Below are 13,040 nucleotides of genomic sequence, written 5' to 3' on the forward strand. Positions count from 1 at the left end.
GGAACTGCTCCGTTTAATGGTCCTATCTCTCAATGGGCGTTTGCAGGTACTCAATCAATCCAAAAACATTGCCATAGGGGTCGAGAAAGCTCGCCATCAGCACACGTCCAGAAACTTCCTCTATATCCGTGTGCTGCCGCACCCCCATAGTACCGAGTCGCTCAATCTGCGCGGCCAAATCCAAAACCTGCCAGTAAGCAACTACACCATCGGCCCGGCTGATCGCACTGCGCGCATCGGCATTTAATCCGAGCTCGCAATCACCAATACTAAATGCCGCATAGCTATCGCTTTCATAGCTGGGTTTCTGTTCGAGTACCTGCGTATACCAGGCCACAGCCTCGGTAATGTTGGCAACTCCGTAGACTGTTTTGCGCAAGCCAAGAATCTGCCCCATTTGAGACACCCCGTTGAGTAATTTTTATCCACTGGGTGGGGCACTATGGCGCAGTTTATTGCAGCTCTTGCTCCAACTGCTCCAGTAGGTCCAGGGGTTCCATCTCAACCCCTTCCAGTTCGGCGTTCCAGTTTATCCCCACCAATAAGACATCTTCATGCATGCCGGTAAGCCAGTCATCCATAAATTCTTCCAGGTCAATTGCCACTGCCTCATAGTCAGCCCAGTCTCCTTCGCAGTGGTCTTGTGCAAATTCTCTTTGCGACCAAAAGGGCATAACGTCGGTATCGGCCCGCTTTTCAGACTCACAAAGTGCAAAGCCCTCCTCACCCTGCAGGGCCCAGACGCAGCCCTGGCCTACAGCTTCAGGCAAAAAGCGCGCGCAATTATCTTCAAAATTATCGGTTAGGGTTTCGCTTTGCATAACAACTTCGCTTAAACGGTTTTACCGCAGTTTACGTTAGTTTTCCCGGCCTCAATAGGCCCTAAATTCTGTCGAATACTGCCATCGACTCAACATGATCGGTATGGGGAAACATATCCATGACACCCACCTTACTCAACCGGTACCCCAACTTCACCAATTCACCGGCATCCCGGGCCAGGGTGGCCGGGTTACAGGAGACGTAGACGATCCTACTGGCAGAAAATCGCGCCAACCCGCGCACAGCCTCCAGAGCGCCATCCCTCGGTGGGTCCAACAGGATTTTATCGAAACCTGCTTCAGCCCAAGGCGCACCTGCCATTTTTTCGTTCAGGTCGGCAGAATAGAAGTGCACATTTTGTAATTGGTTCAAAGCGGCATTGTCCACACCCCGTTGAGTTAAAGCACCGACACCTTCGACCCCGATCACTTCCGCTGCACGACGCGCCAATGGCAGGGTAAAATTCCCCAATCCACAAAATAAATCCAATACGCGCTCGGAGGGTTGCGGATCGAGTAACTCAACGGCTCGACTCACCATCTGCCGATTCATCGCAAAATTAACCTGCACAAAATCCTGCGGTTTAAACCTCAGCGTCAGGTCAAATTCCGGCAACTGATAACTTAGATAAGCGGCTCCTTCTGTCGGCCAGATTCTCTCCAGGGAAGCATCACTGCCACCTTGTATATACAGGTGTATACCAGTGCTTTTAGCAAATGCTAACCAGAGCGCCAAGTCCTTATCTGACAGGGGCTTTAAATGGCGGAGCACCAGAGCTGTCACATCATCTCCAACCGCCACTTCCAGATGAGAAAAGTTTGCCCGGCCTTCACTTTCGCCAACAAGTTTTTTTAGCGACCCTAAATGTTCGGCAATTTTTGTATGTAGTACCGGGCACTCATCAACATCTACCAAATCATTGCTGTGCTTTTTTCGAAAACCAAAAAGCAGCTCGCCACCCTGGGACTTTTTTAATTTGCGAATGCCGATACGGGCCTTGCGCCGATAACCATAGGCATCAGCAGTTAACGGCGGCAGTATTTCTTCGGGTTCAATACCGCCAAAACGCAACAACTGATCCAAAAGAACTTTTTGCTTTTCAATAATTTGTGCCGATGGCTGCAGGTGTTGAACCGAACAGCCTCCACATGAATCTACATAGGCACACTGCGGCGCGCACCGATCCGCTGAAGCCGATATGACGTCCTCAACAATTCCCTCATCAAAACGGCCGCGCCGTGCGGTATAGCGGAATTTAACCTGCTCTCCCGGTAAGGCACTATCAATAAACACCGTTTTGCCACCTACCCGGGCAATACCACGCATATCGTGACTAAATTTTTCTATTGTCGCTTCAGCGCGGCTCGGCAAGTTTTTTTTAACCGGCTTGCGGCCAGTAATAAAACGGGGCTTCTTACTCATAATTAATTGGGAGAATTCAGTACAACTAAAGAATAGAAAAAAGTTACAGGGTCAGGCGGTGGCCGTTATCGCGCAACCAGCGGCGCAACTCTTTAAATCTGGGGCACACACTTTGGACCAAATCCCAGAAAGCGCGGCTGTGGTTATGGTGTTGCAAATGGCAGACTTCGTGAGCCACCAGGTAATCCACTATAGGTTCAGGAGCGAGACAAACAAGCCAGTTAAACTGCAGCTCACCGCGAATACTACAGTGACCCCACTTGCTTTTGGTACGACGGACTTTTACTGATGAAATACTTAACCCCAGCTGCTCGGCCAACACATGGGATTTTTGCGTTAACAATGCCAATGCTTCCCGCTGGTAAAGGCGTTGTAAAGCAGTTTGCAGCTGCGTGTCATCAGGCTCGCGATAGCGGGTATAAAGCCCGATAGCACCATCGCCAATACCGGCACTTTTACTGCTTGTCGCACGCTGTAAGGGAAGCTGCTGTCCCAGCCAGGGAAAACTCTCACCAAAAGCGTACCGATATTGCGGCACCTGCGCAGCGCGCCGGTCGGCTGCGAGTAACTGCGCTCTCACCCACTGGATATTTTCCTGCAGGAATTCATGCCCGTAGCGGGCTGCGCAACGCTGTGGAATTCGCACTTCCACACCACCGGAAGACAGTACCAGCCCCAGACGCTTTCGCCGGCTCGAACGTACCAAGCGATAGGGAATATCTTCAAAAATAAAATCCTGGGCCTGTTTCAAGCGGGATCTCCACACGCAACCCAAGAGATAATACTAGGCACCATGAGCTACAACAGCCATGGTAATGCGAGAAATACAACTGAGTTTCCCATTGGGTGCATAGATCAGAATTTCCCACACCTGGCTGCTGCGCCCAATATGCACGGGTTTTGCACGGCCGCGAACCTCCCCCTCGGGGACAGGGCGCAGATGATTAGCATTAACTTCCTGACCGACACAATAAAATTTATCGGTATCCACTAATAGGTTGGCACCTATGGAACCCAGCGTCTCCGACAATACGACATTAGCACCACCATGCAAAATACCGAAGGGCTGGCGAGTGCGATGGTCTACGGGTAGGGTCCCTTCCAGATAATCATCGCCAATTTCCGTAATTTCCATTCCCAGGTAGCCGGGCATGCATTGGGATATTCCCTGGTTCAGTTCTTCCAGTGAAGGATCTAAATGCCAAATTGCCATTACAATAAATCTCTTGTGCGTGTGATACCGGAGCATTAACCCGGACTTCTTTACTTACATTCAGGACCAATAAATTTTTCTACTTACCAATAAAATAATCTGGCAGAAAAAAATCCGGGGGGATAATAGCCGGGCGTTAAATGCGTGGGGCCAAACAAGCCATAACGAAACAACTCCATATCCAACATCCGCAGCTCCCAGCGAAGGCGGCTGCGCTGCAAGTACAATGCCTGGGCCTGGGCTTCACTATCAGTGTTCCGATAGGCGTAATGCAGGGAGAGCAACTCGCGCTCTAAATTATCCCGGCGCCACAAAAGGCGCTGGTAATGCTGCTCTATGCGGTATTCGGCGAGACCGCGCTCGTAATTCTGTAAAAACAAATCAGCAGTAGGGCCAGTGCAAACTCCTTGGTAATTACGTCCCCTACGCCCCTGGTGATAGCCATTTTCCGCAGTGCAGTAAGTCTCTATACCCTCTTCATGGCCCTGCAGCCATGCATCGCTATCCACATGCATGTCGTAGCTGTCACACTCTTGGGCAATATCGTACACCAGCGACTGTGAGCGACCGCGAGCGCCGTCTTGCAGGCCCCGCTCATACCAGAGCCCCGCGCGGCACTCCTCTTCGGAAATTACTGCGCAGCCGCTTAACCCCAGCACCAGCAAAACGAGAAAAAGACGTATTTTTCCTGCAAACATAAAATGGGACTCCCGGCGCTGTACTTCCCGCCTGTTATTGGAATCCAGGTATCACTTAACCAAAGCGCTTGTCGGCGACAAAAGGATTGGTTTGGCGCTCCTGGCCAAAAGTGGACATGGGGCCATGCCCCGGTACAAATTGAACCTCATCACCCAGCGGCCATAGGCGCTCTTTGATAGAGCGAATCAGGGTATCGTGGTCTCCCTGGGGGAAATCTGTGCGCCCGATCGAACCGGCAAACAAAACATCTCCCACCAGAGCCAACTGGCTGGGGCGGTGGAAGAAAATCACATGGCCGGGGGTATGGCCCGGGCAGTGGTGCACCTCCAGTTCCTGATCCCCTACAGTAACCGTATCTCCCTGCTCCAACCAGCGGTCTGGAGTAAATACTTCGACAGCGGGGAAACCAAACATCTGCGCCTGCATGGGCAACTGCTGAATCCAGAAATCATCGCCTTTATGCGGCCCTTCTATCGGCAGCTGGAGCTGCTTGGACAACGCCGCAGTGCCGCCTACATGGTCCAGGTGGCCGTGGGTCAGCAGGATTTTCTCCAGCTTGAGACCGCGCTCCTCCACCGCCGCCAGAATCTTATCGAGATCGCCACCGGGGTCGACAACAGCCGCGCGCTTACTGTCTTCACACCACAGCAACGAGCAGTTTTGCTGGAAAGGAGTAACCGGAATCAGGTGATATTGCAGCGACATAAGAAAGCGGCCCTTCATCTTTTACAGGAGACTGTTGAGGTAATTGGGGATTATACCGCGAGAGCCTGCTGAGAGGGTTGTGGATGCCGATGAGCGGGCTTATTCACTGTCTTGAGCAGGGAGCGCACATCCTCTATCAGCTGCTCAACAACTATCGGATTCCGCCAGTAATCCTCAGGGGGTGAGGGAAAAGCCACTGAACTCAAGGCGCCGTGGTCGCTGAATGAACAAGTCTCATAATCACGGCACACCGCCTGGTTATAGGAGGGGCTCAGGGGTTTGAGGGGCCAGCCAAACAGGTCATTGGGGTGATAAAAATTCTTCCAGCGAAAATTGTATCCCCGGGAATTGGAGGTGACCGCCTGAATTTGCTCCCGGGGTCGATCGGCGCACCAGAGGGGCATTGTCGGCCCCAGGGTGTACCAATGGCTCAGGGTCTTGAGGCGCAAAAACCTCTCACGCGCCGACCCTTTGTGAACGCCTGCGGGACCACCATCACGCCAAACACCGCAACTGACATTGGGGCGCTGGGCATCCCAGAGGTAATTAGACAGGTTGATACAACCCACCGAATGGCTGATCAATATCACCGGAGCCCGCTCATCAACCTGATCAGCGGCCTTGGCCAGCGCCGCATAGATCTCGCGCTGGGTCTTTTCGTAGTTGCTATCCCGGCGATCCACATTGCCAGACTGTGCCGCTGTCTGCGACATCCCCAGGAGTAAATATTTTCGTGCACGCAGGAAGTCCAGTTCGCGTTTCTGCATACTCTCAAAGGTGCGTTCGATGTTGCTCTGGAAGTGCTCCAGGCCGGGTAATTCAGCGCAGTAGAGACGCGACCACTCCTCCCCAAATTCGGCTTCCAATGCCGCAAACAGTGGCTTTGCAAACGTGTTATCCACAGCCCCCATACCCGCAGCAGCAAGGATTACGATATCCGCCATGGCTTCCTCTTCTTATTATTCTATCGGCGCCTTCGCAGCGCTCGGCTTTTTTAAATGAATGAACATTGATGAAAACCCGCACGACGGGCATTCTCACTGCCAAATAAAAATCGAAAAATACTGAAAGTGGCGCGAGGGGAAGCTGCACAATAATGCATCCCTTTACGAGCCGGTGTGGATACATCACAGTAAATATGAACTAACGTACCCACTAATGAGCCGCAGAAACTGCATTGCGACGGGTTGAGATGACCGATTTAACCCGAATAGTAATATACTGCCCAAAGCTAAACCGGCGCCACTCCAATTTGCCACCCAAGAGGCGGAATCACCAGAAAGCTGGCCTATTACAGTGCTGTAACAATACCCGGGTCCTGGTGCATAATAGTGGCTGTACAAAAATCAAACATTTATAACAATCCCTCCCGCAGCGATGCTTTTAACTTCCAAATACAGCCTGCCGGATTGCCCCGAGCACGCCCTATCGCGCCCGCGCCTGCTGTCGGTTTTGAACCAATGCCACAGCGATCAACTGCTGTTGGTGACGGCTCCTGCGGGATACGGCAAGACCACGCTGGTTACCTCCTGGGCCTCACAGCAGGGCAACCCGGTCGCCTGGTATACGCTGGATGCCAGTGATAATGAACCGAGCCAATTCTGCCGCTACCTGGTGGAAAGTGTGCACAGGGCGACCGGCAATGGTATCCCCCAGACTCACCAGTTATTGTCCGCGCCCCAGCGCCCGGACCCCTCAACTCTGGTGAGCCACCTGCTGTCGGAACTGCGGGGCCTGCCCAGCGAACTGCGCATCGTGCTGGATGACTACCATCAGATCGACAACCAGCAGGTGCACGACACTACCCGCTTTTTGTTGCGCCACGCCCCCGCCGGTGTCGGTATTGTTCTCACCAGTCGCAGCCAACCGCCTTTGGGCCTGGCCACCCTACGGGTTCAAGGGCGATTACTGGAATTGGGCAGTAATGAGCTGGCCCTCAACATTGAGGAAATCGCCACCCTGCTCAAGCAGCGCCTGCCGTTTAATCTCGACGGCGACCGCGCAGCCCAACTGCATCACCTCAGTGAGGGCTGGCCTCCCGCCGTACAGCTATTCACTTTATCGGTGCGCGACAGCAACGAAGTGGATCGCTATCTGGCAGAGCTGGAGCAGGGCCACAGTCATATTCTCGATTACCTGGCTGAGGAAGTGCTGGAACGGCTGGAACCCCAACTGCGCCAGCTCCTTTCCTGCACATCCATCCTCACCCGGGTGAATGCCCAACTGGCGGAGCGCCTTACCGGTCGGCAAGATGGTCAGCAGTTGCTGGAAGAGGCCGCGCGCCGCGGGTTATTCCTGCAGGCGCAGGATTCAAGCCGCCAGTGGTTCCGCTTCCACCCGGTCTTCGCCCGCTTCCTGCAGCGGCAAATTAATGACCGCGAACACTTGCTGCAACTGCACAGCACTGCCTGTGATACCTGGCAAGAATTAGACCAGCCAGTGGAGGCCCTGCGCCACGCCCTGGCCGGCGGCGACCGCGAGCGGTTAAAGCAACTGCTCAACGATCGGGGGGAACAGCTTCTGCGCGCGGGGCAGTCGCGCCTGCTGCGGGACTGCCTCGACTGGCTCGGTGACGAAGCCCTGCAACACAGCGCCCGCTTTACCCTCCTGTCCGCCAAAATGGCGCGGGAGAATTTTGAATACGACCTGTGCGAGAAAAACCTGGCGGCCTCCGAAAGCTGGCTGCAGCGGGAGGACCCGGCACAGTGGCGCGACTTTGAGGGCGCCTTTGCCACCATGCGCGCCCAGGTGGCCATTGCCCGAGGGCAGACACTGCAAGCCAAGGAGTATGCCGAAGAAGCTTTGGCCCTACTCCGCGCAGACCAGCTGGGCGAGAGAATCTCTGCTCTGCTGGTCACCGGTGAGACCAGCTTCTGCCTGGGTGCCTTGCAAGAGGCCAACCGCTATATGCAGGAAGTTGAAGCCCTGGCGATCGCCGAACGGGATATCCCCAGCGCCGCCTGGGCCATCTGCCAACAGACAGAAATCGCCTTTGCCCAGGGCCTGCTGAAAAAAGCGTCCACGCTGCAGGAGAAGGTGCAGACCCTGGTGCAGAAAAATCACCTGTCCACACTACCCATCTCGGAATTTGTGTGCCGGCTGCGCGGCCAGCTGCAATGGGAGTCCGGCGATCTGGAAGGTGCCGAGCAATCCGCTCGCCGAGGTATGCAAATCAACCGCCGGGTCGGCGAGCACTGGTTGCTGCCGGAGTACACCCTGCTGTTAAAAATCGCCCAGGCCCGAGGAGAGAAAGAAGATTCCCTGGAGTGGCTTGAGCGTATCGAGCGGCTGCTCGCAGACGGGCGCTACCACCGGGACTGGATCGCCAACGCCGATGCCACCCGCATCCGCACCTGGCGCGCCCTGGGCAATCAGCAGGCCATCGCCAGCTGGTTGGAACAGGCTACTCCCGTCGCTGACAGGCCCAGCAATCACTTTGAGCAGTGCCACGGGCGCAACCATGTGCGCGCGATGATTGAGCTGCACCACTGGTCCGATGCCAATCGCCTATTGAGCCGCCTGAAACAAGTCGCCAACGAGTGCGGCCTGGAAACAGATCGCCTGCGTAACCGGGTGCTGGAATCCCACCTGCTGTGGCTGAGGGAGCAATACCCCCAATCTGTAGAGGCTATTAGTGAAGCCCTGCTTCTCTCCCACGAACGAGATTTTCGCGCCAGCTTCCTGCAGATCGGCAAACCTTTAATCGTTATCCTGAAAGCCGCCCTGGAAAATGGCCTGGGAGATGCGGAGTCCAGCAAAGCCCAACAACTGATCAAAGCGGCACAGCAGCAGCCAGAGCTGGACGGTGGTATTCGCATCGAGCTGGATGACACCATTATCCGCGAGATACTGGCCAGCGATGCGGTGCCGGACTTCCTGCGCCACTCCCCACTCACCCCAAGGGAATGGCAGGTACTGAATGCAATTCACTCGGGGCTGTCGAACGAGAAAATCGCCCGTCACTTTAAGGTGGCACCGAGCACCATCAAGACCCATATTCGCAGCCTCTACCAAAAGCTGGACGTCAAGGATCGCCAGGAGGCCATCGCCCTGGCCGAGCAAATGCTTCGCTCGGTCCAGGACAAGCCTTAAACAGTCCTGCTCCAGCGGCACAGGGACGTGCCCACTATGCTCCTCATCCCCCGCCCGCCGATACCAAGCCACCCCAGGCCGGTCACCCTTTACCCCCCTCTCCCCCCTCGCCGGGGAGGAGGAAGCCCGCCAATGACTGCTCCATACTCACCCTATCCTTTAAAGGTGGACTATCTCCACATTTCAAATAATGAAACAAGGCAGTAATCCATGAGCGGCAACAGCTATGAGTGGTGGCGCAATAGCGTTATTTATCAGATTTACCCACGCAGCTTCTGCGACGCCAACGGAGATGGCATCGGTGATATTCCCGGAATTACGCAAAAATTGGATTATGTAAAATCCCTCGGCGTAGACGCCATCTGGATCTCACCCTTTTTTAAATCGCCGATGGTGGATTTTGGCTATGACGTTGCCGACTACCGCGATGTAGACCCTATTTTTGGCAACCTGGAAGATTTCGACCGGATGATCGAAGCGGCCCACGAGCGCGGCCTGAAAGTGATTATCGACCAAATCCTCAGCCACACCTCAGACCAGCACCCCTGGTTCCAGGAGAGCCGCGCCAACCGCGACAACCCCAAAGCGGACTGGTATGTCTGGGTTGATCCTCAAGAAGATGGCACCCCTCCCAACAATTGGGTCTCCGTATTCGGAGGAGGCTCCTGGCGCTGGTGTACCCGCCGCCGCCAGTACTATTTGGCCAACTTCCTCAAAGAGCAGCCGGACCTGAATGTGCACAACCCGGAAGTCCAGGAGCAGTTGCTCGCCGATATGAAGTTCTGGCTCGATCGGGGTGTAGATGGTTTCCGACTAGATGCGGTCAACTTTATTTTCCATCAGCAGGCCCTGGCCAATAACCCGGCGCGCCCGCTCAAGCTCGACGAGAAAGGCCTGCCGCCAGTCAATCACTACGACTACCAGTGGCACCAGAATGATAAATCCCAGCCGGAAAACCTGGTGTTTCTCCAGCGGGTAAGACAGTTAATGGATCAATATCCCGGCACTGTGACTGTAGGTGAAGTTGGCGACGACAATACCCATAAAATCATGGCCGAGTACACCACGGAAAAACGCCTTCACATGGCCTATTCCTTCGATCTATTAACCGAGGATTGCAGTGCCGACTTCCTGCGCGAAACCCTGGAAAAAAACCGCGACGTAATCGAGAAGGGCTGGCCCTGCTGGTCGATCAGCAATCACGATGTACCCCGCTCAATAACCCGCTGGAACAAAGGCTTTAGCGACGACCAAGCCGATGCCAGGGCCCCATTATTCCTGCTGATGCAATTGGCACTACGCGGCAGTGTCTGCCTCTACCAAGGGGAAGAACTGGGCCTGCCGGAAGCGGAAATTGCCTATGAAGACCTGGTAGACCCCTACGGCATTAATCTGTGGCCGGAATTCAAAGGCCGCGACGGCTGCCGCACACCGATGCCCTGGACCAATACCAGTGACGACAACGCGGGCTTTTCCACAGCAAAATCCTGGCTACCCGTTTCTGGGGAGCACCAGCAACGGGCGGTAGAGGTTCAGCAGGACGCCCAGCGCTCCATGCTCAACCGTTTCCGCGCACTGATCGATTGGCACCGGGAACTACCACAGTCGTTGGCGACAGCAGAGCAGGAAGTGATCGACACCGGCAGTGATTTATTTGCTTTTGTAAGGCGCAGCGACAGCGAAGAAATGCTGGTTGTTCTCAACCTTGGGCAAACCAATGGCACCCTGGAATTACCTGCAGTATTCTCCGGTGCGCACAATATTACCCCGGCATTGTTTGCTGGCAATGCGGAAGGAAGTAGCTTAAAGCTCGCTGCCGCAGATGCCTGTGTGTTACTGCGTAAAAAAGCCTGATTGATTAGCAAAATTTAAAAGATGCCCAGCTCATATTCGAGCCTGGGCATCGAGTATGAATTACAGTCTCTCTGCAACGTCTCTTCCTTTCGACGTCTGCTTTCCCGCCGGCACAATGCCGGCTTTTTTCTGTTTAACTCCAGCACTTCATCATCTATATCCTGCAAAATAAAAAAAACAGATAAAGATATCCGGTGTGGCTCCCCTCTCAAGGTAAGTCTTCGCTATTGGAAATAACAAAATGCAAGGCCAAAATCATCAACTAATGAAAAATACCAACTCATCGAGTTAAGAATCCTTCAATCTCAATTTAAAGCACTACCACTGGAGAGTCACGTCATATGATTTTTCAAATTAAAAATTGAGAAATTCAAAACATTTATATAAAACCGATAATAGGACTTATGTTTTAGCTACTTCGAAATGGGAAAGTCCTTCCTTGAAGTACAAGGTGAGAGAGGTTTCTCGCAACCTTCCCACCCTATCAGTGAGACTGGTTTCCTTAACAAAATATATGAATTGCTTCTCCCAGTGAGTATAAGTTTACCTCTTCTTTCTAAAACAATCGTACTTAATTTCAAATATGCTACCAGGAGACTCCCGTGAAGCATTCAGTCTTACTTGGTACTCAACCGCGAATATCTTCCATAACATTGCTATTCAAACTGTCTTATATACAGCATTTCATATCTTGTTCTACTTTCAATATCAGAATTAAAGAGAAGCTTCTCCTATTTCTGGATAGAGCGAGCTAAGTCATTGACTTTAAAGGGGGTGACACTATTGTCACGAGCAAGAAAAGCAGGTAGATATATAGTCGCTGTTATATATCTACCTGTTGAGGACTGCGTCAGAGCCTCTAACCTACTGATATTGTTATATTTTTTGGTTAATCTTGGATGACTGCAGCAGAAATATATAGAAGGGTGATATAAAGACGCTTCTTTTGAATTAACTGTTATGTGTAAGGTCACCCATGATCGATTCGAACCAAATTAAAGCCTTGTACGAAAGTGAAAGAAGACAGGACCTTCTTGATCTATTGCTAGAGGAATCCCAATACACGATTCCTTTGAGGGATTATGATGGTGATGAAACAAGGCTGACGTTAGAAGAAAAAGAGTTGCGTGGATGTGCTATCGATCATTTGCGATTCGTCATCAGCTATGGTTTCGTACAAAGCGTGGTAAATGATAATGGTAAAATATACGCACCACGCTACCAAGAGTTCGAGAATTGGTTAAAAGCTGGATGTCCGGGGCTAATCAGCCTAGAAGTAGAAGCGTATTTAAATGATAACTCAGTCAACACATAACAAGCAGCGGCAGAGCGACAGCCAACGCTACGCACCTTTTGTGTTACTCGCTGGCGCTCAAACATTAACACAAATTGCGCTCCGCGCTGGCTGCGCCTGCGCTGAGCGTTATGTTTCACCATGAATGAGTTGTTAGCATATTTAGAGCAATGGAAAACCTCCAAATTAAAAATATTTGAGGCTGGGGACTATGCCGTCTCTATCACCGAGGAATTGGGGAATACGGTCAAATTTCGATACATCGAAATCGATGGAAACGGCCTTCTAGCAAGAGCAACACTTTGGAAAAGTGGTAGCTTGGTAGTTGAGGCAATCGATATTGAGTCAGAGAACCAAGTTTTTCAAAAGTCATTTGAAACACCTGAGCAATGGCAGCTAGATGACAAACTAAATTGGTGGCTAAGTGAGGTGGTTACGTATGAAGCTTAAAAACATAACAAAGCCAAGCACGGCCGCCAGCAAAGCTGGCTGGACCTACATTCCGCTGCTTCGCAGCTCCATTTCGGCCCGTGTTGGCGGCGTTAGTGTGCAGCACAGAATGTTAATTATGGTTTTAAAATGAATAGATTAATAATAGCTTTTTGTATAGTCATGTTTACGGGTTGTGAAATCCAAAAAGAAGCAAACCAAAAATTTGGAGATCAACACTTTAAAACAGCGATTTCTTTAATCGAGCTTCATAATATACGTACTGGTTCGTATCCAGAAACATTAAACGATATCCAGTTCATTGGAGACTGGGATCAAATTGCTTTGCAGTCGGTAAAGTATGGCAGAGTTAAAGGCGGTTATACTTTATCCGTTACTAATGGGTGGGTCGGAAAGCCTGAACTTCAGTACCCTCCAGAGTTTTGGGTGGGGCTTGGAATTAAGCACACTAAATCGGGTAGCCGGTAGTTTCTAGCTACCGGCCCCCAC

Annotated in this window: 13 protein-coding genes; 5 read left to right on the forward strand and 8 right to left on the reverse strand. The window is 52.3% G+C overall.

Annotation, left to right across the window (positions count from 1 at the left end; all coding sequences use genetic code 11):
• Positions 1–22 precede the first annotated feature (22 nt).
• The 8 genes from ACJJIM_RS17605 to ACJJIM_RS17640 all read right to left on the reverse strand — a co-directional run bounded on the left by ACJJIM_RS17605 (position 23) and on the right by ACJJIM_RS17640 (position 5,805).
• Positions 23–397, reverse strand: coding sequence for a VOC family protein (locus ACJJIM_RS17605; protein ID WP_108734658.1), 375 nt, complete (start codon positions 395–397; stop codon positions 23–25).
• Between the two features lie 55 nt (positions 398–452).
• Positions 453–821, reverse strand: coding sequence for a DUF2750 domain-containing protein (locus tag ACJJIM_RS17610; protein WP_413663458.1), 369 nt, complete (start codon positions 819–821; stop codon positions 453–455).
• Between the two features lie 61 nt (positions 822–882).
• Complete coding sequence (rlmD, locus tag ACJJIM_RS17615) at positions 883–2,244, reverse strand: 23S rRNA (uracil(1939)-C(5))-methyltransferase RlmD (protein ID WP_413663459.1); 1,362 nt, start codon at positions 2,242–2,244, stop codon at positions 883–885.
• Positions 2,245–2,287: 43 nt separating this feature from the next.
• Positions 2,288–2,995 (reverse strand): M48 family metallopeptidase, encoded by a 708-nt coding sequence (locus tag ACJJIM_RS17620; RefSeq protein ID WP_413663460.1) that lies wholly within the window; start codon positions 2,993–2,995, stop codon positions 2,288–2,290.
• Positions 2,996–3,028: 33 nt separating this feature from the next.
• Positions 3,029–3,457 (reverse strand): hotdog fold thioesterase, encoded by a 429-nt coding sequence (locus ACJJIM_RS17625; RefSeq protein ID WP_444892114.1) that lies wholly within the window; start codon positions 3,455–3,457, stop codon positions 3,029–3,031.
• A gap of 83 nt (positions 3,458–3,540) precedes the next feature.
• Positions 3,541–4,155, reverse strand: coding sequence for a DUF2799 domain-containing protein (locus tag ACJJIM_RS17630; protein WP_108734663.1), 615 nt, complete (start codon positions 4,153–4,155; stop codon positions 3,541–3,543).
• Positions 4,156–4,210: 55 nt separating this feature from the next.
• Entirely contained in the window at positions 4,211–4,861 is a 651-nt protein-coding gene (locus tag ACJJIM_RS17635; RefSeq protein ID WP_413663462.1) for an MBL fold metallo-hydrolase, read from the reverse strand.
• A 50-nt stretch (positions 4,862–4,911) separates the two neighbouring features.
• The gene (locus tag ACJJIM_RS17640; RefSeq protein ID WP_444911607.1) at positions 4,912–5,805 is read right to left on the reverse strand and encodes a hypothetical protein; all 894 of its coding nucleotides are present in this window, start codon (positions 5,803–5,805) and stop codon (positions 4,912–4,914) included.
• A gap of 433 nt (positions 5,806–6,238) precedes the next feature.
• Between ACJJIM_RS17640 and malT the strand changes: the two genes are divergently transcribed.
• From malT to ACJJIM_RS17665, 5 genes are all read left to right on the forward strand, one after another.
• Positions 6,239–8,953: an HTH-type transcriptional regulator MalT gene (gene malT / locus ACJJIM_RS17645; RefSeq protein ID WP_444911608.1), complete on the forward strand. Its 2,715-nt coding sequence runs from the start codon at positions 6,239–6,241 to the stop codon at positions 8,951–8,953.
• 210 nt (positions 8,954–9,163) lie between these two features.
• A complete protein-coding gene (locus ACJJIM_RS17650; RefSeq protein WP_444911609.1) occupies positions 9,164–10,807 on the forward strand; it encodes an alpha-amylase family glycosyl hydrolase in 1,644 nt (547 codons plus the stop codon).
• Positions 10,808–11,783: 976 nt separating this feature from the next.
• A complete protein-coding gene (locus ACJJIM_RS17655; protein WP_444911325.1) occupies positions 11,784–12,122 on the forward strand; it encodes a hypothetical protein in 339 nt (112 codons plus the stop codon).
• A 120-nt stretch (positions 12,123–12,242) separates the two neighbouring features.
• On the forward strand, positions 12,243–12,551 hold the full coding sequence (locus tag ACJJIM_RS17660) for an immunity protein TriTu family protein (RefSeq protein ID WP_444911335.1): 309 nt from the start codon (positions 12,243–12,245) through the stop codon (positions 12,549–12,551).
• Positions 12,552–12,680: 129 nt separating this feature from the next.
• Entirely contained in the window at positions 12,681–13,019 is a 339-nt protein-coding gene (locus ACJJIM_RS17665; RefSeq protein WP_444911610.1) for a hypothetical protein, read from the forward strand.
• Positions 13,020–13,040: the final 21 nt, after the last annotated feature.

This window comes from Microbulbifer maximicatervae (SeqCode) (assembly GCF_052467615.1).